At 41.3% G+C, this 21,153-nt stretch carries 21 protein-coding genes; 11 read left to right on the forward strand and 10 right to left on the reverse strand.

Annotation, left to right across the window (positions count from 1 at the left end; translation table 11 throughout):
• Nucleotides 1-176 precede the first annotated feature (176 nt).
• Nucleotides 177-1,541 carry an FAD-binding protein gene (locus AO498_RS13110; RefSeq protein WP_067548484.1) on the forward strand — a complete coding sequence of 455 codons (1,365 nt, stop codon included), beginning with the start codon at nt 177-179 and terminating at the stop codon, nt 1,539-1,541.
• A 176-nt stretch (nt 1,542-1,717) separates the two neighbouring features.
• Here AO498_RS13110 and AO498_RS13115 read toward each other — a convergent pair whose 3' ends face one another.
• The 3 genes from AO498_RS13115 to AO498_RS13125 form a co-directional block, all read right to left on the reverse strand.
• Nucleotides 1,718-3,046 (reverse strand): ammonium transporter, encoded by a 1,329-nt coding sequence (locus tag AO498_RS13115; protein ID WP_067548487.1) that lies wholly within the window; start codon nt 3,044-3,046, stop codon nt 1,718-1,720.
• A 363-nt stretch (nt 3,047-3,409) separates the two neighbouring features.
• Entirely contained in the window at nt 3,410-5,578 is a 2,169-nt protein-coding gene (locus tag AO498_RS13120) for a penicillin acylase family protein (RefSeq protein ID WP_067548490.1), read from the reverse strand.
• A 65-nt stretch (nt 5,579-5,643) separates the two neighbouring features.
• Nucleotides 5,644-6,531 carry an aldo/keto reductase gene (locus AO498_RS13125; RefSeq protein WP_067548493.1) on the reverse strand — a complete coding sequence of 296 codons (888 nt, stop codon included), beginning with the start codon at nt 6,529-6,531 and terminating at the stop codon, nt 5,644-5,646.
• Between the two features lie 126 nt (nt 6,532-6,657).
• On the opposite strand from AO498_RS13125, the gene pfkA reads away from it, so the two are divergent.
• Nucleotides 6,658-7,632, forward strand: coding sequence for a 6-phosphofructokinase (pfkA, locus tag AO498_RS13130; protein ID WP_067548496.1), 975 nt, complete (start codon nt 6,658-6,660; stop codon nt 7,630-7,632).
• Between the two features lies 1 nt (nt 7,633).
• The gene (locus AO498_RS13135; protein ID WP_067548499.1) at nt 7,634-7,969 is read left to right on the forward strand and encodes a hypothetical protein; all 336 of its coding nucleotides are present in this window, start codon (nt 7,634-7,636) and stop codon (nt 7,967-7,969) included.
• Here the strand turns inward: AO498_RS13135 and miaA are convergent.
• Nucleotides 7,927-8,865, reverse strand: a complete 939-nt coding sequence (gene miaA / locus AO498_RS13140) for a tRNA (adenosine(37)-N6)-dimethylallyltransferase MiaA (RefSeq protein WP_067548502.1) — start codon at nt 8,863-8,865, stop codon at nt 7,927-7,929. The two genes, AO498_RS13135 and miaA, sit on opposite strands and share 43 nt — an antisense overlap.
• A 43-nt stretch (nt 8,866-8,908) precedes the next feature.
• On the opposite strand from miaA, the gene AO498_RS13145 reads away from it, so the two are divergent.
• Genes AO498_RS13145 through AO498_RS13165 form a run of 5 tightly spaced genes read left to right on the forward strand, consistent with a single transcriptional unit; the run spans nt 8,909 to nt 12,662 of the window.
• On the forward strand, nt 8,909-9,661 hold the full coding sequence (locus AO498_RS13145; RefSeq protein WP_067548505.1) for a response regulator: 753 nt from the start codon (nt 8,909-8,911) through the stop codon (nt 9,659-9,661).
• Complete coding sequence (locus tag AO498_RS13150) at nt 9,658-10,035, forward strand: response regulator (RefSeq protein WP_067548508.1); 378 nt, start codon at nt 9,658-9,660, stop codon at nt 10,033-10,035. Before AO498_RS13145 ends, AO498_RS13150 begins: the two co-directional genes overlap by 4 nt.
• A 4-nt stretch (nt 10,036-10,039) precedes the next feature.
• On the forward strand, nt 10,040-10,318 hold the full coding sequence (locus AO498_RS13155) for a hypothetical protein (RefSeq protein ID WP_067548511.1): 279 nt from the start codon (nt 10,040-10,042) through the stop codon (nt 10,316-10,318).
• Nucleotides 10,315-11,079, forward strand: a complete 765-nt coding sequence (locus AO498_RS13160) for an MBL fold metallo-hydrolase (RefSeq protein WP_067548514.1) — start codon at nt 10,315-10,317, stop codon at nt 11,077-11,079. Before AO498_RS13155 ends, AO498_RS13160 begins: the two co-directional genes overlap by 4 nt.
• Nucleotides 11,079-12,662 carry an NFACT RNA binding domain-containing protein gene (locus AO498_RS13165; RefSeq protein WP_067548517.1) on the forward strand — a complete coding sequence of 528 codons (1,584 nt, stop codon included), beginning with the start codon at nt 11,079-11,081 and terminating at the stop codon, nt 12,660-12,662. The genes AO498_RS13160 and AO498_RS13165 overlap by 1 nt, the downstream gene beginning before the upstream one ends.
• Here AO498_RS13165 and AO498_RS13170 read toward each other — a convergent pair.
• The 6 genes from AO498_RS13170 to AO498_RS13195 form a co-directional block, all read right to left on the reverse strand.
• Entirely contained in the window at nt 12,652-13,029 is a 378-nt protein-coding gene (locus AO498_RS13170) for a hypothetical protein (RefSeq protein ID WP_067550495.1), read from the reverse strand. The two genes, AO498_RS13165 and AO498_RS13170, sit on opposite strands and share 11 nt — an antisense overlap.
• Nucleotides 13,030-13,032: 3 nt before the next feature.
• Complete coding sequence (locus AO498_RS13175) at nt 13,033-13,797, reverse strand: LytR/AlgR family response regulator transcription factor (protein ID WP_067548520.1); 765 nt, start codon at nt 13,795-13,797, stop codon at nt 13,033-13,035.
• Nucleotides 13,766-14,794, reverse strand: coding sequence for a sensor histidine kinase (locus AO498_RS13180; protein WP_067548523.1), 1,029 nt, complete (start codon nt 14,792-14,794; stop codon nt 13,766-13,768). The genes AO498_RS13175 and AO498_RS13180 overlap by 32 nt, the downstream gene beginning before the upstream one ends.
• Nucleotides 14,795-14,876: 82 nt before the next feature.
• Nucleotides 14,877-16,739, reverse strand: coding sequence for a fasciclin domain-containing protein (locus AO498_RS13185; RefSeq protein ID WP_082792236.1), 1,863 nt, complete (start codon nt 16,737-16,739; stop codon nt 14,877-14,879).
• A gap of 127 nt (nt 16,740-16,866) precedes the next feature.
• Nucleotides 16,867-18,297 carry a pyruvate kinase gene (pyk, locus tag AO498_RS13190; RefSeq protein WP_067548526.1) on the reverse strand — a complete coding sequence of 477 codons (1,431 nt, stop codon included), beginning with the start codon at nt 18,295-18,297 and terminating at the stop codon, nt 16,867-16,869.
• A gap of 9 nt (nt 18,298-18,306) precedes the next feature.
• The gene (locus AO498_RS13195) at nt 18,307-18,738 is read right to left on the reverse strand and encodes an IPExxxVDY family protein (protein WP_335339802.1); all 432 of its coding nucleotides are present in this window, start codon (nt 18,736-18,738) and stop codon (nt 18,307-18,309) included.
• Between the two features lie 149 nt (nt 18,739-18,887).
• On the opposite strand from AO498_RS13195, the gene AO498_RS13200 reads away from it, so the two are divergent.
• From AO498_RS13200 to rnc, 3 genes are read left to right on the forward strand one after another with little or no spacing between them, the layout of a single operon-like run.
• Complete coding sequence (locus AO498_RS13200) at nt 18,888-19,124, forward strand: acyl carrier protein (protein WP_026950184.1); 237 nt, start codon at nt 18,888-18,890, stop codon at nt 19,122-19,124.
• A 15-nt stretch (nt 19,125-19,139) separates the two neighbouring features.
• On the forward strand, nt 19,140-20,390 hold the full coding sequence (gene fabF / locus AO498_RS13205; RefSeq protein WP_067548529.1) for a beta-ketoacyl-ACP synthase II: 1,251 nt from the start codon (nt 19,140-19,142) through the stop codon (nt 20,388-20,390).
• 5 nt (nt 20,391-20,395) lie between these two features.
• A complete protein-coding gene (gene rnc / locus AO498_RS13210) occupies nt 20,396-21,136 on the forward strand; it encodes a ribonuclease III (protein WP_067550499.1) in 741 nt (246 codons plus the stop codon).
• The last annotated feature ends 17 nt before the right edge of the window (nt 21,137-21,153 follow it).

Here is a 21,153-nt window from a genome sequence, read left to right on the forward strand (position 1 = left end):
TCCCTGCCTGATGGCAGGGATTTTTTTTGCTCCAGCCCCATCTAAAATCAAGAAAATCAAACCCTTGATCAGAGACTTTTTTTCGGAATCTTAAACTTTTGGCTATTTTGACCACCAAGAAGAGGAATGATTCACCCCTATTACTCCCTGCTTCACCTCCCTTTAAACCCAAAATCATGAAGAAAAGAACCTTTCTAAAAACCTCAGCCTTAGCCCTTGGCGGGACAATCTTGTCCCCATACTTGGGTTGCTCTCCCCGCAAACCTGAAGAAAGTCTCACCCCGGAAACCCTAAAAAACTGGGCTGAAAACTTCGAGTTCAGTACCCAATCGGTGTATTACCCCAGCACGGTGGAAGAAGTACAGACCTTGGTGAAAGAATTGGATTCCTTGCGGGTCCTCGGCTCTCGCCACTCGTTTAATCGAATTGCAGATAGCGCCGATCACTTGATTTCTTTTGATCAGATGAATCGAATCATCGGGCTTGATCGCGAAAAAATGCAGGTGACCGTTGAAGGGGGGATCAAATATGGAACCCTGTCCAAGTATCTGCATGAGCAGGGTTTCGCCCTTCACAACTTGGCCTCCTTACCGCATATTTCAGTAGCGGGAACCATTGCAACAGCTACTCATGGCTCGGGAGTAGAAAATGGGAACTTATCCACCAGTGTCGCAGGGATCGAATTTGTCAATGCCCAAGGTGAGCTTATTTCATGGACCAAGGAAGATCCAAACTTTCCCGCAGCCGTGGTGGGATTAGGAGCTTTTGGACCTGTGACCCAAGTGACTTTGGATATTGTTCCAACCTTTGAAGTTGCTCAGGTGGTCTATTTAGACCTCCCTTTCGAATCCTTGAAGGAAAATTTCACTGAAATCATGAGCGCAGGATACAGCGTCAGTTTGTTTATCGATTGGAAAAAAGACAGCGTCACGGAGGTTTGGGTTAAGAAAAAAATCGAGTCTGGCGCAACCCCTGAATTTCCGGAAGATTTTTACGGAGCAAAGTTATCCACCGTCAAAATGCATCCTGTTCCTGATTTGGATCCTGAGAGCTGTTCCGAACAACTTGGAGTTCCGGGTCCTTGGTATGAGCGACTCCCGCATTTCAAAATGGAATTTCAGCCCAGTGCAGGAAAGGAACTGCAGTCCGAATACTTTGTGCCGATGGAGCAAGGACTAGAGGCCATCATGGCTGTAGCTGAAATGTCCGAGCAAATCCATCCCTATCTATTTATTTCTGAAATCCGAAGTATCAAGGCGGATTCTCTTTGGATGAGTACTTGCTTCGAGCGGGATTCGATCGCCATTCATACCACTTGGAAACAGGAAATTCCAGTTGTAATGGATCTCCTACCCCAAATGGAAGCCAAACTGGATCCCTTTCAACCCAGACCCCATTGGGCAAAATTATTTACCATCTCAAAGGAAAAATTGGCTGCGCGCTATCCAAAAATGGAGGATTTCAAACAGCTTTTGCTGCAGCATGATCCCCAAGGGAAATTCAGAAATGGATTTATCAACCAACATCTTTTTGGAGCATAAACCATTCCCGGAGTGAGTCATTTACCTAACTGATAGAACTTGAGAAAACACCTTTCAGGATTTGAAAACCTAACAGGTATATACCTATCGGAGAATTATAGAAAAAAGAAAAGGGAGGTTTAGCCTCCCTTCTCGTTTTATTTCATTTTCTAAATTTGATCCGATCTGGATTTGAATCAGACTGATTCTCCATGCTGTGACATATCCAAGCCAATTTCTTCATATTCCGGTCTTACTCTCAGCGTCACAAATTTATTCAACAAGAAGAGGATCACGAAAGACATCACAAAAGAGAAAATTGCCACCCCAACCAAGACGACCATATGGGAGGCGAAAATTCCCCAACCCCCATAAAGGAGACTTGCTCCCGGTTTATTCGCAAAAATCGCGGTTAAAATCATTCCCATAATCCCTCCGATTCCGTGGCAAGCGAATACGTCCAAGGTATCATCAATCTTTCGAAGAAACTTCGCATTCATCATGATGTTGGATACAATTGCTCCAAAGAAGCCGAAAATAAAGCTTTGCGGAATCGTAATAAATCCAGCAGCAGGTGTGATTACCACCAAGCCCACGACTGCACCGATGCAAGCTTGCAAAGCGGAGATTTTTCTTCCTTGAATTCGATCAAATAACACCCAAGTCATCATCGCAGTGGCTGAACTGATCGTGGTCGTAGCAAAGGCCATAGCGGCTGTTCCGTTTGCACCAAAAGAAGAACCCGCATTAAAACCAAACCAACCAAACCAAAGCATCCCAGTTCCCAAAAGCACATAGGTAATATTGGATGGATCATGGTGTGGATTCTTTCGCTTTCCGATAAACAACGCTCCGGCAAGGGAAGCCAAACCTGCGCTGATATGAACTACCGTACCTCCCGCAAAGTCAACCACTCCAAAATACGCACCGATCAGTCCTTGAGGATGCCATACCATATGGCAAAGTGGTGCATAGACCAAAACAGTAAATATTCCGATAAAGAATAAATAACCGATAAAGCGAACTCGCTCCGCAAATGATCCGGTAATGATTGCTGGAGTAATGACCGCAAATTTCATCTGAAACAAAGCAAATAATACAAATGGAATAGTTGCTCCCAAGGCTTTATTGGGAAGAGCTCCCACTTGATCAAAAAACATAAACTGAAAGGGATTTCCGATTAATCCGTTATGTGTGCCATTGATTGTGATTCCAATCGGATCACCAAAAGCCAAGCTAAATCCTACCACTACCCAAAGCATGGTCACCACGCCTAGCGAAATAAAACTTTGAAGCATGGTAGAAATAAGGTTCTTCTTTCCAACCATCCCTCCATAAAACAAAGAAAGTCCCGGTGTCATCAACAACACCAAGCAGGAAGCTGTCAGCAACCAGGCAATATCTGCAAACACCAAATCTGACTCGGTTCCGAAATTTTCTACAACTGGTTCGGCAACTGGCCAAAACAAACTAATAATAGGCGCCGCAATGGTGATTAAAAACGCCAATTTCCATTTTGCTTTCATGACTTTATTTTTTGACGCGGCAAGTATACAGGCTTTTGTTGCAAAATTTTCAAGACTTGGATTAAAAAATTTTGATTTGGTTAAAAAAAGAAGCTGAATGTTAAAAATTCAGTCAAAAAAAGACTGAAATCGGGTTGAGAAAATCCAACTTAATTAAAAAAACTGCTTCAAACACAAAATCCCCTCTCAAGGAGAAGGGATTTTATGCATTTAGTAAACCAAAATTTAACCTGAACGAGGTGTAAAAAACTAAGTCACCTACGTGATCAATCAGGGCTAACTAAATTATAAATAATTAGTCATTCTGAAAATTATTCCTAGATCAATTAGAAAACTTAATCAGGTCATCTTTTATTTAATAATTCAATTGACTCCCGGATGATAGGTTTTCTGAGCTCTTTTTAAGACATCTTCCTTGTAAAAAGCAACGTCTTTGAAATTTGCATCGGCATAGCGTTGCGCTTGGTCGAAGAAATGAGGTGAATTTGGATCAGAGCTTTGTCCTCCTGCGAGGATGGTTTTTGCTTTTACTTTTTCACCAAATTCCACCACTGCCACAAAGCTGTTTCCACGATACCCATACAATCGTTTGGTAGATTCAGTTGCTCTAGCTCCATAAGCAGCCAAAGCGCCCCAATTTCCAGATGCCAATCCCACAGGAATATAGGCTTGTTCATCATCAAACCCTGCATCAATTGCTCCACTCAATCTCTGGAAGCGATTGATCTCTCCCCATGGCGTATTCCAAGTCCCAAAATCCGTATTCATCTGATCCAAAGTTGCCTCAAAAACCTCCTGAATCTCAGTCGGATTTGGTTTTTTCGCATTGGGCATCTCATTGATAAATCGGTTCATAGATCGAAATTTCCGCTGGTAATTTTCTCCGTAGAAATGAGCCAAAGACATGGCCACTGACTCTTTGGAAGTTTTCAAATCCCATTGTTTCAATATTTCTAGGGCTTGATTGACTTTCCCCTCTCCAGTTGAGGAAGTGTAGGCAGATAGTAATTCTGGAAGTAAGAACTGAAAGGCAGGTAAATGCGGATCATAGGCCAAAGTCAAAAAGCTATCTAGGCTTAATTTCCCATCTAGCTCAGAAAGGACTTTGACAGCGTGAACACCCCGGAAATTTTCTGCATCAGGAGCCATGTAAAATGGATAGTTTTCGGCCTTGGGACTAAACTCCCCTGCAGCAGTAAACGGCGTGGAATTGCAATTTTGAATCCATCCAGTTCCGGGATTGAGGATTACAATACTCTCATCCACAGTATGAAGCCCCTGCCAATCAGTAGCAGGATTAGATCCATCCACAGGCTTAGAAAAGTCAAATTCAGGATTTCGTTTGGGGATAAAGTTGCCATGGAAATAGCCGATATTCCCCTCTGCATCTGCAAAAACGGTATTGTTGGAAGAATTGGTCCGGATATTCATCATCTCCTTAAACTCCCCAAAATTGGCCAGCTTGGTTCGGGAATAACTTTGGATAAGTGCATTTACAGGGTCCCAATTGATTTTGGTAGCAACCCATCCATTCTCATTTTTATGGGTAATTGGACCATGGTGAGTTCGATAAATGGTAAAGGGCTTTGATTTTATACTTCCATCTTCTGCCTTATAGCTCAGTTTGATTTCCTGCGTTTTCACCTCACGCTTTTCTCCTCCATAATTGTAGAGCATCATCCCATCCTCTTCCAAGATTTCCTCTTCAAATTCATCGATAAAATCCACGAAGGTCGAGGTATGAATCCAACCTGTTTTCTCATTAAATCCTTGATAAACAAAAAATTGCCCCCAAGTCACTGCGCCGTACACATTGAGTCCTTCTTCGCTCACGACATGAACTTCCGGTCTGAAATAGAAGGAAGTATGCGGGTTAATCAGCAACATGGCATTGCCGGATTCAGAAAGTGAAGGCGCAATCGCGATCCCATTGGAGCCTTTCGGCTCTTCAAGGATTTGATCCATAGTATCCTTGGCATCGATCAAGGCAAGCGCAGAATCCTGTTCGTAAAATGCCTGCAAGGCCTGAGTAGAAATCCGCTCAATATCTCCCCCGATAGATCCTTCAAAGAAAAACATAGGCATCCAAGGTTCATACTTGGTGATTACCTGAGGAGTCACTTCTGGATGGGTATGCAAATAATAGTTGACTCCATCTGCAAATGCAACGCAGAGTTTTTTCAACCAATCCGGAGCCTTTTCATAGGCAGCTTTGGCCTCCTCTTCGGTCATGTACAAATTCGCTCGGAGGTCCGAATAGATAGCATCCTCCCCTTCGAGCTCTGCTAAGCGACCAATCGCCCAAATGTAATTGCGCTCTACCCGACGAAAGTCATCTTCGCATTGGGCATAGAGCAAACCAAAAACCGCATCTGCATCGGTCTTTCCATAAATATGAGGAACTCCAAAGTCGTCACGGATAATTTCAACTGCTTGAGCTTGAGTTTCCCAACGGGCGAGTTCTTCATTTTGAGGGGCCTCACAAGCCCAAAAACCAATAAGGGCTACGGCAGCCCAGATTCTCTTTAGCATAACATTTGGGTAAGGGTGTAAATACGAAAGTAAGGGAATTTTCCAGTTTCAATTGGGCGGAATTTTTAGCAGTGTTCTTGATACAGATTAGCGGAATATTTTGATTTCAGAAGGTCGATCACCTCTGATGGCACCTGCTTTTGGAGATCGTATGCTCTGGCCAATTCTTCAATTTGATTTACAGCACTTGCTCCAATGACTAGACTGGCAACCGCGCTTTGTTCCAAACCGAATCTTAGTAAAACTGCCAAGGGATCGAAACCCAAGTTTTGAATCCAATTTTTTACTCCTTGAACTTCAAGCTGAGAATAACCCAAATAAGCATCAGCAGGCTTATTTAAAAGTATACCCTTTGCCAATGCCCCACGAACCACGACTCGAGTAGAATGTTCTTTCAAAAATGGAAAGACAAATTCCTCAGCTCGGCGATCCAATGGCGAATATTGAAGCATCAATGTTGCCGGAGGATAGTCGGTCACCACCTTGCGGATTACGTTGGGACGAATCGAAGAAATTCCAAAATGCTTAATTTTTCCCTGTGATTTTAAAATTTCCATCGTTTCAAAAACTTCATCCCAAGGGTCTTCAATAGTCCCTCCATGCAGCTGATAGAGGTCAATCACCTCGATATTCAACCTCCTCAAACTTTCCTCCACGGCTTTCAGCAAATAGTCCTTGCGAGGATTCCAAGACCAAGATTTTTCGTCGGATTGCCACTCATTTCCACCTTTGGTTGCAATCGTGACTTTATTTCTGAGGCTTGGTAAAATTTTTCCAACAAGCCCCTCATTCCAACCCATTTGATAGAGATCGGCAGTGTCCCAATAGGTCATCCCTGCTTCTATTGCAGCATGTAAAATGGACAAGGCAGACTTCTCTTCTTTTGGCAAAGACATACACCCCAAACCTATCCGACTGAGCTCCAATGAGTTTTGAATTTTGATTTGATCCATTGCCTGCAGTTTTATTTATGGCTTTTTTACTAAAAAAAGAATGGAAAACTTCTTGGCTTAATTTTAAAAACAAAGGGGGGAAATCCTATCAGAATGGCTATTTTTGGGGCGCTTAAACCTAAACCAATGAAAAAAATTGCTGTTTTCACTTCGGGTGGAGACTCTCCAGGAATGAACGCTTGCATTCGGGCTGCAGTCCGAACTGGAATATATAAGGGACTTGACGTTTTTGGAATTTACAGAGGCTATGAAGGAATGATCGAAGGAGACATCAAGCGCCTTCATTCTCATTCTGTGAGTAATATTATTCAGCGAGGCGGAACCGTGTTGAAGTCCGCACGATCTATGGAGTTTAAAACTCCAGAAGGAAGAAAAAAGGCATTCGAAAATCTCAGCGCACATGGAATCGAGGGCCTCGTAGCTATCGGTGGTGACGGCACCTTTACCGGAGCCAAGGTTTTTTATGAGGAATTTGGAATACCTACAGTAGGCTGCCCTGGCACCATTGATAATGATATCTACGGAACAGATTATACCATTGGCTTTGATACGGCGGTAAATACCGCATTGGAAGCTATTGACAAAATCAGAGATACAGCCGCCGCACACGATCGGATTTTCTTTATTGAAGTAATGGGAAGAGATGCAGGATTTATTGCAGTCGAATCAGGTATCGGTGGAGGTGCAGAATTTGTGATGGTTCCAGAAACGCAAACCGATTTGGATGCCGTAGTCAAATCCCTCAAAAAACTCCGAAAAACGAAAACCTCCAGTATTATCGTAGTGGCTGAAGGGGATGATTTGGGAAGTGCCGATGTAATCATGAAATTGGTCAAGGAGAAAATCCAAGATCCAAGCAAGGAATTTAAAGTAACTACCTTAGGTCATATTCAGCGTGGCGGAAATCCTACTGCTCGAGACCGTGTTTTGGGAAGCCGATGTGGAATGGCTGCTGTAGAAGGATTACTTTCCGGCAAAACCAACTGCATGGCGGGAATCATGAATGAGCAGGTAGTCTACACTCCTTTTGCTGACTGCATTGGTCTACCGAAACCACTAAATCCTGACCATTTAGCGTTAATCGATATTTTAAGTATTTGATATGGGATACATTCCGTTGTTTCTTACCGTGGGAGGTGCTTGCCTGTTATTTTTTATGACAGTCAGCAATACCCTCAAAAGAAAACTACAGGCTCAGGCAGCGCTTTGGGAAAAATTGGCGACCCTCAATCCTGAGTTGTCCAATAGCCTCGGCTCCTCCCCCAACTTGGATACGATGATTCAGGATTGGAAAAAATCAGAATCGACAACTGCCTTTACTGAAGAAAGCTTAAAGGTGATTCGAGAACTCAAAATCAACCGAATCCAATACAATGAATTGATCAAAAAAGCCCCTTACAACTGGGTGGCCGCATTTGGTGGATTCAAGGCTATTTGAGCTGAAATAAAATCAATGATCTGGTTGAATTGATCCGGGTGAAACCATTGGATTTCAGGATCTTTTCTAAACCAGGTCATTTGTCTTTTTGCGTAGCGTCTTGAGTTGCGTTTCAATAGTCGGATAGCCTCTACCCGATCATACACTCCCTCCATAAAATCAAAAATCTCGGTATACCCAACTGTCTGCAAAGCGTTCAGATTTCGGTATGGAAAAAGCGATTCTGCTTCCTCAAATAATCCCTTTTCGATCATTTGATCCATTCGATCATCAATTCGCTGATAGAGTTCTTCCCGATCTCGATCCAGTCCAATTTTGATCGAAACAAACGGTCTTTCAACTTTCTTTTTTTGGCGAAAATTACTGTAGGGCTGCTGAGTACCTAAGCAGACTTCTAGTGCACGCATGAGACGTTGGGGATTTTGTCGATCTACCTGGTCAAAATAGATCGGATCATGAATCGAAACCTGATTTTGAAGCCATTCTAAGCCATTTTGTTGATATAGACGAATTACTTCTTCCCGGATTTCCGGGGAAATATCTGGTATGGAATCCATGCCTTGGGTAATAATATCCGCATACATTCCCGATCCTCCAGTCAATAGCACCATGTTTGACTTTTGATATAGCTTATCCAGAATGGCTAAGACATCCGATTCATACTGCTTGACATCATACTCCTCAAAAATAGAATGGGAATCAATCAAATGATGAGGCACTTGATCGAGCTCTTCGTGGCTTGGTTTAGCCGTCCCCAAATTCATCTCTCTGTAAAACTGTCTACTATCGCAGGAGATAATTTCTGAATTGAATTTTTTAGCTAGTTTTAAGCACAATTCGGTTTTACCAACTGCAGTTGGACCGACTATTACCAGCAAGTACTTCTGATTCCTCAAATTAGTTTAGGTTTATCCCCGCTCGAAAGTCCAAATTTAAGCCATGGAAAGCAAAAGAATCCTGATCGTAGACGACAATGATCTTAACAGGAAGCTTTTCGAGAATTTGTTGAGCCAATTTTACCACATTGATACCGCTAAAAACGGGCTAGAAGCATTGGGAAAATTGGAGGAAGATTTCTTTGACTTGGTATTGATGGATATTCAGATGCCTACTTTGGACGGCATATCTGCTATGAAGCGAATCCGGAACGGTGAAAAATCGGAAACTAAAATCCTTGCCATTACGGCTTTTGCAGACGAATCCGAGCGCGAAAACTTCCTAACCATGGGCTTTGATGAATTCCTCACCAAGCCCATCCGTCCGAGAGAGTTTCTACAGACTATCAAAGGAGTAATCAGCTCCACTCCTTTTACTCTTGAAAAGGAAAAAGATTCTCCTGAAAATCAAATTGAAATATTGAACCGAAAAACAATTTTTCAATTGATGAAATATAATTCCCGAGAGGCAATGGAGGCGGTTTTTCAAGACTTCATTGCGGATTGTGATTCAGTCATCGCTACTGGAAAAAATTTGGATAACTTGGAAAAATTAGACGATTTCGCTTTGGAAATCCATAGTTTGAAAGGAAATTCAGGTACTTTAGGTGCCGAGAAAATTTACGAGGTAGCCAAGGAGTCGGAAGGCTTCGCGAGGAAGAATATGAAGATCGAACTTCAGGAAAGTTTAAAATCTTTAGAATTTTCAATTATTGAGTTTAAAAAACATCTTTTAGAATTTAATTTCGAACAATGAATAGTGTTAAAAGAATTTTGGTGGGCGAGGACAGCTCAATTATTATCAATCTTACCAAGAACGTCCTAGCCTTTGAAAAGTATGAGATGAAAGCGGCCAAAAATGGGAAGCAAGTGCTCGAGCTTTTGGAAAAAGAACATTTTGATTTGATCCTTATGGATATTGGGATGCCAGTGATGGATGGATTAGAATGTACTCGTTTGATTAGAAATCATGCGGATTCAGCAAAAAGCAAACTTCCGATTATTGCTATTTCGGGAAACGCCAATAACTACACGCCAGAAGAGTTTAGAAAATTTGGTTTCGATGACTTTATCCAAAAGCCATTGGATTATGACAAACTTTTAGCTACTGTCAAAAAACACCTTAGCTGAAATTATGGCCCTGAAATACACGAAACATTTTCTGGATAAGCTTGAAAATCTCTTTGCTTCCTCAGAGTATGTTTTACGGTATGAAAAAGGAAATTTTAAATCTGGCTATTGTGTCTTAAAGGAAACCAGGATTGTCATCGTCAACAAATATTTTCCCCTAGAAGGAAAGATTAATGCCTTGGTGGATATCCTTTCTGAATTAAAACTTGATCCTTCAGGATTTAAGGATAAAGCAAATCAGGAGTTTTTGAAAGAGCTCCAGCAAACTACGTTAAAGTTTTGAAAGTCACTTTTTTGGGTACGGGAACTTCACAGGGAGTCCCAGTTATTGCTTGCACTTGTCCTGTTTGTAGTTCTTTGGATTACAGAGACAAGCGTTTCAGAACTTCGGTGCACTTTGAGGAAAAGGGGTATTCATTCGTAGTTGACACTGGCCCAGACTTCCGTTCTCAAATGCTTCGGGCAAAAATCCAGTCTTTGGATGCCATACTTTTTACCCATCAGCACAAAGACCATACGGCTGGATTGGATGACATCCGTCCTTTTAATTTTATCCAACAAAAGGACATGCCTGTATTCGGCACGAAACCGGTAATTGAGCAACTTCAAAAAGAATACGAATACATATTCAGTCATGTAAAATATCCCGGGATTCCTCAAGTCAATTGCATCGAAATCGATGAAAACCCGTTTCATTTTAACGGAATCCGAATTACGCCCATCCCTGTTTTGCATTACAAACTGCCTGTCTTGGGTTTTAGAATCGGAGATTTTTCCTATATCACGGATGCGAATTTTATCCCTGATTCCTCCAAAAAACTTTTGGAAGGAACCAAAATCCTCGTTCTGAATGCGCTTCAAATAGAATCACATATTTCGCATTTCACCTTAGATCAAGCCATAGAACAAGCCCAGTCAATTGGTGCTGAGCAGACCTATTTCACCCATATTTCACATCGAATGGGGCTTCATCGTGAGGTCGAAGCAAATCTCCCAGAAGGGATTTTTCTCGCTTATGACGGATTAGAACTACAGGTAGACTGATGCATCTCAATTACCATTTTCTTCGGTACCTGATTCCTGAACTAAACGAACAATTAGCAGGAAATCAGATTTCCGCCTGCTTTTCACAAAGTAAGGATGAATTGATCATCGAAACCGACGGCCCAAACTCTCATCGAGTAATCCGTGCACACTTACTTCCACCACAGGTTTATTTGGCCTTTCCTGAAGTTTTTCATCGCGCCAAACGGAACACGATTGATCTTTTTGAACCCATCATTGGAGATATAATAGAATCATTTTCTACGATTTCTTTTGAACGTGCCTTTTGGATGAATCTAAAGTCAGGGAAAAGGGTATTATTCAAGCTCCATGGTAACCGAAGTAATTTGATCTTATTTGAGGCAAATCAAGATTTTCCCTCTCTCCTTTTCAGAAATGAAATCTCCGAGGATAAGACTTTAAACCCCGATAGCCTTGAAAAGCACCAGGATTTATCGTGGGATCAATTTCAATCCGTGGATGGAAATGCCTCGATTTTTCTTCCGACACTTGGTAAGGTACCTCGTCAATGGCTTAAGGAAAAGGGATATCCAGAAGCAGACCTACATCGAAAATGGATGTTAATGCAGGAGCTGCTTGACATGCTCGACACCCCTCTATTTAGCTTAGCAAAAGCTGAAGATGAGCTATTCTTATCCCTCCTGCCAGAACAGAATACTTTAAAAACATTCGCAAATCCAGTAGAAGCTTGCAATGAACTGTTCTACCTACAGCTAGTCAAGGGGAGTTTTGAAAAAGAAAAACAGGGGATTCTTAAGGGACTCTTGGATCAGTTCAAAAAGACCGAATCCTATTTAGCAAAGGCGAAAGGAAAGCTTCATGAACTGCAGGAATCTGCGCCTCCTTCTCAACTTGCCGATGTCATCATGGCCAACCTACATCAATTTACAGGTGGACTAAAGCAGGTTGAATTGGTTAATTTTTACACCAATGAGACTATTCAAATTGAACTAAAAAAAGGTCAAAAACCGCAAGATTTGGCTGAGTCGCTTTATCGAAAATCCAAAAATCGACAATTAGAGTTTGATCAAATCAAAAAAACGATTGAAGCAAAAGAGGTATTTTTGGCGCTAACCAAAGATAAAATCAATCAATTGGAGGAAGTTCAGGATTTCAAACAATTGAAACGCTACCTTCAACAACACCAAGAAGATAAAAAGACCAATCAGGAGACGAGCAGCTTACCGTTTAAGGTTTTTGAATATGAAGGGTTTACGATTTGGGTTGGAAAATCTGCCAAAGATAACGATGAAATGCTCCGAGGATTTGCGCATAAGGATGACCTATGGCTACATGCTCGGCAAGCTGCAGGTTCGCATGTAATTATTCGTAAAAAAGGAATGCCTGTAGTCCCCAAAGCCGTATTAGAGCGTGCCGCTGGATTAGCAGCTTTCTATTCAAAACTTAAAAATGAAAGCCTTGCACCTGTCATATACACAGAAGCAAAGTATGTACGAAAAGTGAAGGGAAGTGCTCCAGGTTCAGTCATGGTGGATCGAGAAAGTGTCCTTTTGATCCCTCCACAAGGTCCAGATGAGGATACTTCGGCTACTAAAAATTAGGTCGATTTAGATTTCCACGAGATTGGGAAAGAGGTGGACCAAGGCTGATTTTTTTAAATCCTTTGAATAAGATAACTGTCCCTACCAATCCAGTAGCCCCTCCTACGTAAAGAAGTGCCTTTCCTGTTTGGGGTTGGGTACCGAGAAGCTGTCCCCCCAGAATGGTCACAGAATAACCCAAAGTGGCAACCAAAATCCCAGTTTTTAAATGCTTTTGAGATTGGTAAAGATTTAATTCGACTTGACGTAAGTCACGATCTAATTGAAGAATAGAACGTTTTAAACTATCCTGATCAGAAACTGGAGACTGCCCTTGAGCGAAACCATAAGAAAAACAAAACAGAAATAAGAAAAATAACTGCCGCATCATTTATTGATTGATCCAAGTTTTAAATTCATTCACTTTTTCACGTGCTACCACAATTGGCGAATCTGTTTTGGCTTTAAGACTCAAGGTTAACCGGCCATTGGTATAGGGCTTCATTTCTACCAAATGATCCAAATTAATAATGAAGGATCGGTTGATACGATAGAAAATTTTCGGATCAAGCTGATCAAGCTGAAGGTCATTGAGCGAAAAATCAACGATATATTTTTGAGAAGAACCCGATTCCACCAAAAAAGTAATTCCATCTTCGGCGTAGAAGTATGCGATTTGATCCACAGGAATAAATACTAACCTACTGCCAATTTTTGCCAGAAATCTCTTCTTGTAAATTTTAGCGGGAAAGTGTCTGGAGATTTGATCTAAAATAGATTCTGACCAACTCGAATCCGAATATTTACAGACTTTATCAAAGGCTCGAAGAAGCCGTTCTTCCTGAATTGGCTTTAAGACATAATCAATACAATTATGTTCAAAGGACTCCAAGGCATATTGATCATAGGCAGTAATAAATACAACTGGGACCTCTACTTTCTTTCCCTTGAAAGCTGTGAAGCTTAATCCATCTGCCAAATGGATATCACAAAGAATCAGGTCGTAATTTTCGGAATATTTCAGGGCATCACTGAGTTCTGAAACTCGATTGACTAGAGTCACCACTTCCCAATCTGGGCGAGACTTTTTAAGAATTGCGAGAATTCTTTGTTGAGCAAGTGGCTCATCTTCTGCTAAAAGTAATTTCTTCTTCATGAATTAAAGGAAGTTCAACAGTGAAAAATTCCGGCTGATCAATCACCCGGATGTCAAGATTTAAAAACTGATAACGTTGAGATATGTTTTGAAGGCCAATTCCGGATGTAGGTTCTACGGCAGGTTTTGGCTGCTTGAGATTTGAAATCCTTAAATACTTTTCATCGCAAATCAAGGAAATCTCAAGGGGCATTTTGGGAGTGAAATAGTTATGTTTCACCACATTTTCAACCAAAAGCTGTAACACCGCAGGAGGAATAAATTTTGTCCTACAGCTCTCTTTAATGTTCATTTTAAACCGTAAAGCATCCTCAAATCGGATGCTTAACAATTCAAGGTAATGTTCTAAAAAGTTTAGCTCCTCCTGAAGCGAAACCAACTCATTACCGCGGTTTTTGAGAATATAGCGATATACCTCGCTCAACTTTAACAGGTATCGATCTGCCCGAAGCACATCAGTATGGATCAAGACGGACAATGCGCTCAAATTATTGAAGAAAAAATGTGGATTGAGTTGGGAGTTGATGGATTCCAATTTAGCCTCGGAGGTCAAAGATTTTACTCGCTCCATTTCAAGCTCCTTTTCCTTATATTTTTTTTGAAAGAAATAGATGCCGTTGATACTATTCAAAAACAAATTGATTCTTGAAGTAAATGCCAAAGTCAGCAAGAAGTTTTGAAGCGAGAAACTGAATGGCCCTTGGAGAATCATACCGGTAATTTCTGCTGAAAAAAAGGCTAATCCTGCTACAGCAAGCATAGAAAAAGATAATTGTATCACTAATGGATGAACTTGTTTGAAATTTTTTTGAACTCGATTTTGAACTAGCTGATTAATGCCCCAAACCAAAAAAGTAAGCGACAAAATTATAATCAACAAGGGCAGCACATCCAGTTCAACCGCATACAGCCGATCTCCATCTAAGACATAGATATTTAAAAATGAATATCCCCCTAATAATCCGGCGAAAAGGTAGCTGTATCGGTGACTAAACATAAGCTGTGAGAAATCGGCATTAAGGAAAAGGAATCAGAAAAAGGGGCAGACTAATCTGCCCCTTCTAAAAACTATGGAATCATTAAAGTGTTGGAAGCAATACTCCGTCAATCACGTGAACTACCCCATTCTCAATAGCAACGTCAGCGGCAACAACATTAAAGGTGTTTCCGGCCTTATCTGTCACTGTCACAGAATTACCATTTCTGGTTACGGTCAACATTTCACCTGAGAGTGTTGGCACCAGCTGGGATCCCTGAGCCAAATCAAATGAGAACGCAGTGGCTGGAACTACATGAAAGCCTAAAACTTTAACAACGGCCTCAGCTCCTAAAGTGGAAATCAATTCTTGCAATGAACCCAAATTGAGCGCTGCCAATAAATCTGCGAATGCCTGGTTGGTTGGTGCAAAAACAGTCATTGATTCTTGGTCCAAAAGCGTTTGCCCCAATCCAGCAGCTGTAACTGCATCTAACAAAATACTCAAATTGGCAGCTTGCGCCGCTTCAACGACATTAGGAAGAGTGAGTTCGGGCAATAAAACACCATCAATCACATGAACTACCCCATTTTCAATGGCCACATCAGCAGCAATTACATTGATTGTATTTCCGGTAGCATCAGTTACTGTCACACCCGAAGAGTTCTTCGTCACAGTTAGATTTTGACCTGCCAAAGTGGTAAACGTATTGGTTGCAGCTAAATCAGATGAGAAAGCTACTGCTGGCACAACATGGAAACCTAAAACTGTTTGAAGGTTTTCAATTCCACCAATCTTGGTAACCAATTGACTAAGATTACTTGCACCGAATGCTTCTAGAGCTGCTCCAAAAGCATCATTGGTAGGAGCAAATACTGTAATCGCATCTGCATTTACTAAGGCATTGCCCAATCCTGCTGCGGTAACTGCATCAAGAAGCACGCTTAGTCCGGCACCTTGAGCTGCTTCCACAACAGTTGGCAACTCTAAATCAGGCAACATCACTCCATTCAAAACATGTACAACTCCATTGGAAATTTCAATATCTGCAGCTACTACTTGAGCCACTCTTCCCAATTGATCTCTAACGGAAACAGTATTGCCTGATTTTTCTACGAAAATTTCCTGACCTGCCAAAGTCATAAATGTATTACTGGCTTGGAGACTTCCAGAAAGCGCAACCGCAGGAACTACATGATATCCTAAGACTTTTTCCAAATTAGATACTCCTCCAATCTTCACTACCAATTCATCCAAAGAAGCAGCACCAAAAACTTCTAAAGCCGCAGCAAAGGCTTCATTAGACGGTGCAAAAACAGTAATTGCTTGAGCAGAAAGTAAATCTTCGGGCAAACCATCCACTGCAGAAACTGCTGATAAAAGAGTAGTCAATCCATTCTCGGTAGCTACCTCTACAAGAGTTGGTTTGGGTAGATCCACAGCTGGTAAAAGCACGCGATCGATGACATGCACCACCCCATTTTCTATTTGTACATCAGCTTGAATCACCCGTGCCACATTTCCAGCAGCGTCTGTTACAGTTACAATTCCAGGATTAGAAGTTACCCGCAGGGATTGTCCGGCAAGGGTTGTAAAAACATTATCCTGATTGAGGTTTCTTGAAAAGGCTACTGCTGGTACAACATGAAATCCGAGAACAGTTTGCAAATTTTCAGCCCCTCCTAGCTTGGCTACTAAATCATTTAGATCAGATGCGCCGAACGCTTGAAGAGCATTTGCAAATGCTTCATTGGACGGAGCAAAAACAGTAATTGCATCTTGGTCTTGCAAAGCAGCCTCAAGTCCTGGGATAGCTCGAACCGCAGATACAAGGGTAGTTAAACCTGCCTCTTCGGCTGCTTGAATCAACGTAGGATAAGGAATAGGACCCTGATAGTCCTCATTACAAGAGAGAATCGTAAAAAACAACGATCCGGCGAGAAGGATTTTGAAGAATTTTGCCATGTGGTTATTTGATTTTGTTTAATCTCCTAACGGAATTATTAAACACTATTCTCGCCACATCCTGCGAACTGTCATAAAAAAAGGGATGAACCCTCAGATTCATCCCTTGAATTGTAGAAAAGCTAGATTAGCTCACCACATGAATTTTAAGCATATTCGTTTTGCCTTTTTCTTTCAAAGGCATACTAGCCGTATTAATAATTACATCCCCAGATCCTACATGACCGTCGTTTTTGAGGGTATTTTCAATATCCTCAAAAGTGCCATCCGTTGAAACCTGACTTTCGTAATGATAGGCTCTCACACCCCAAACCAAGGCCATTTGCGTCAAAAGCTTTTTGTTTCTGGTGAAGACAAAAATATTAGCCAATGGACGATGTGAAGCCAATCTGAAACCTGTAAACCCAGATGAAGTAATTCCTACAATCGCCTTTGCTCTCACATTTCGAGAAAGTCTGGAAGCCATTAGAATTAGGTTATTGCTAAGAAAGGTCTCGTCTTCTTCAGGGATTTTATAAAGGTTGTGATAGATATCAGCGTTTTCTTCAAGGTAAGTAATGATGCTAGTCATTGCCTTAACTGCATTCACCGGATATTTACCTGAAGCAGTTTCTGCGGAAAGCATTACTGCATCAGCTCCATCTAAAACAGCGTTTGCTACGTCATTAGTCTCTGCTCTTGTTGGACGAGGATTTTGGATCATACTTTCCATCATCTGAGTAGCGATAATGACCGGCTTGCAAGCTTGCTTGCATTTTTCGACCATTTTCTTTTGCCAAAGAGGAACGATTTCCATCGGCACTTCCACTCCCAAATCACCACGAGCAACCATTATTGCATCAGTAGCTTCGATGATGGCATCGATATTTTCCAAAGCCTCTGGCTTTTCGATCTTCGCGACGATTTTACAATACTTTCCAGCAGCTTGAATTCGACTTCTCAAATCCAAAATATCTTCTGCCGAACGTACAAATGAGAGAGCGATCCAATCCACATCCTGCTCTAAACCAAAATGAAGATCTTCAATATCTTTCTCTGTTAGCGAAGGAGCAGAAACTTTCGTATTAGGTAGGTTGATCCCTTTTCTGGATTTCAAAATCCCACCATGAATCACAGTACAGTTTACATTCTTACCGTCTGTGCTATTTACGACTACTTCAAGATTTCCATCATCGATCAAGATCCGATCTCCTGGAACGACATCCTGAGGAAGATTTTGGTAAACCGTGCTTACAAGTGATGAAGTACCTACTACAGGATCATTGGTGATTGTAATTTGCTCTCCTGGTTTAATTTCTACACCATTATTCTCTACTTCACCTACTCGGATTTTTGGACCTTGTAAATCTTGAAGAATTCCAAGATGGCAATTCAAATCCTTATTTACTTGGCGAATAATTTCGACGACTTCTTTGTGTACCGCATGGCTTCCGTGTGAAAAGTTTAATCGAAAGACATTGGCACCAGCCAAAGCAAGACTTTTAATCATTTCATAATTGTTGGAAGCAGGGCCTATTGTTGCAAGAATCTTGGTTTTCTTAAAAGGAAGATGGCTCATTGGGTATTTTTAATAAGTTAATAGGTTCTCTCTTGATTTTATTTTGTTGATATCTAGACGGACCACACTTTGAATCATGGGGTTTTTGGATAGTTGTTCGGCAAATGTAATAATATTGGTTTGTTCTGTTTGATCTTGAAGCAAAAGGAAATAATCCAAATTGCGAAGTTCGGGCACCAAATATGCCAATTGTAGCGAAGAATTAAGCGCTTTATTTTTCAAAAGTTGAATAAATCCATACGGCAAGGATAGAAAATATTGAGAAATTTCCAATCGTGGTGTTGCCACAAATTCCAATATTAAATCCTCTGATTTTGAAAGACTTAGATTTAATTCTTTATTGATCAACCAAGCCATTTTATAGTCCTTTACCGGAGAGACCAATCCCAGCAATTCGAAATCAAAAGTGGGTTCTATGACTAATTTGGCCTTCTTTATCATGGAGGTAGGTTGATCAGGACAAAGGTAAAAATTTAATTTTAGCCTATGCGACTTAAAAAATCGCTTGAAATTTACTTGAATCTTTTCTTTGTCAATTAGCCATTAAATATATTTCTTTGCGGAGTGTTATTAACTAAACTGATCACAAAATGTCTGAAATTGCACAAAAAGTAAAGGCCATCATTGTTGACAAACTGGGCGTAGAAGAGTCTGAAGTGACTATGGAAGCAAGCTTCACCAACGATCTTGGTGCTGACTCTCTGGATACTGTTGAATTAATCATGGAATTCGAAAAAGAATTCAACATCTCTATCCCAGATGACCAAGCCGAACAAATCGGTACTGTAGGTCAGGCCATCACTTATCTTGAGGCTAACGTAAAATAATCACCTAAATTCTTTATGAATTTAAAAAGAGTTGTTGTAACGGGACTAGGTGCACTCACACCAATCGGTAACACCAAAGATGAGTTTTGGAATGGACTTATCAATGGTGTGAGTGGCGCTGCCCCAATTACCCGTTTCGACGCTTCACTTTTCAAAACCCAGTTCGCCTGCGAACTCAAAAACTTCAATGTAGAGGAGTTTATTGATAAGAAAGAGGCGAGAAAAATGGATGCCTTTACCCAGTACGCAATGGTTTCAGTGGATGAAGCTATTTCGGATTCTGGACTTGATTTAGATTCCATCGATAAATCCAGAGCGGGTGTAATATGGGGATCAGGAATCGGAGGACTACGGACATTTCAAGAGGAAGTAACTGAATTCGCCAAAGGCGATGGCACTCCTCGTTTTAATCCATTCTTCATTCCAAAAATGATCGCCGACATCGCTGCAGGATTTATTTCCATCAAATACGGCTTTAGAGGTCCTAACTTCGTCACAGTTTCTGCTTGCGCTTCCGCAACTAATGCCCTTATCGATGCATTTAACTACATCCGATTGGGGAAAGCTGATATTTTTATCAGCGGTGGTTCAGAGGCAGCAGTAACCGAGGCCGGAATTGGAGGCTTTAATGCAATGAAGGCTTTGTCCCAGCGAAACGATTCTCCAGAAACTGCTTCTCGACCTTTCGACAAAGACCGCGACGGTTTTGTGTTGGGCGAAGGTGCTGGAGCCTTGATTTTGGAAGAGTTGGAGCATGCTAAAGCCAGAGGTGCAAAAATTTATGCTGAATTAGTCGGTGGCGGTATGACTGCTGATGCTAATCACATCACAGCTCCTCACCCTGAGGGACTTGGTGCGAGTAGCGTAATGCAAATCGCGCTTGAAGATGCAGGTCTTGCTCCTGAAGCAATCGACTATATCAATGTACATGGTACTTCCACTCCACTCGGAGACGTGAGTGAAACCAAAGCAATTCAAAAAGTCTTTGGAGAACATGCTTACAAATTGAATATCAGCAGTACAAAATCCATGACAGGTCACTTGTTGGGAGCTGCAGGAGCAATTGAGGCAATCGCTTCTATTTTAGCGATTCAAAACAGCCTTGTTCCTCCTACCATCAATCACTTCACGGATGATGAGTCATTTGATCCAGGATTGAATCTTACATTCAATAAAGCTCAATCCAGAGAGATCAATTATGCATTGAGTAATACTTTCGGATTTGGCGGACACAATTGTTCTGTCATTTTCAAAAAATACAACTGAATCGAGTGAAACTCCTATATAAACTGGGAATCCACACTCTTTTCTTTAACCAACAAGACAAAAGGCTTGCATCCTCGATCAAATTGATCACTGGGCGCAAGCCTTTAAATTTATCCCTCTACCGATTGGCTTTAACCCCTGCCGGTTTGGGAGAAGAGAGTAATCATGGCGTCAGAATTTCCAATGAGCGCCTTGAATTTTTGGGTGATGCCATTTTAGGATCTGTTATCGCGGAACATTTATTTCAAAAATTCCCCTTCCGTGACGAGGGTTTTTTAACAGAAACTCGCTCCAAACTTGTCAATCGAGAAACCCTCAATGAAATAGGAATCAAAATTGGACTCAAACAAACCTTGGAGCTCTACCTGGAAAAAAGACCTTTTACTGGGAATAAATCGCTTTATGGAGATATTTTAGAAGCATTCGTGGGGGCTATATATCTGGACAGAGGATATCATTTTACTCAAAAGCTTATTCTCCAACGAATCTTAATCCACATGGATTTGGAGGGAATGATAGCTACTGTGACAAATTTTAAAAGTAAAATAATCGAGTGGTCCCAAAAGGAAAACAAAGAAGTAGAATATAAAGTAATCCAAGTCAACGGCAACCAACGATTTAAAGAGTTTGTTGTAGAATTGTGGATCAACGGAGAGGCAATTTCTCAAGGCAAAGGTGGAACCAAAAAGAAGGCCGAACAGGAAGCTTCTAAAAATGCCTGCGAAATTCTCCAAATTCCTACTTAATACGCAATCCCCATTAG

The sequence above is a fragment of the Algoriphagus sanaruensis genome (assembly GCF_001593605.1).
GTDB lineage: Bacteria > Bacteroidota > Bacteroidia > Cytophagales > Cyclobacteriaceae > Algoriphagus > Algoriphagus sanaruensis.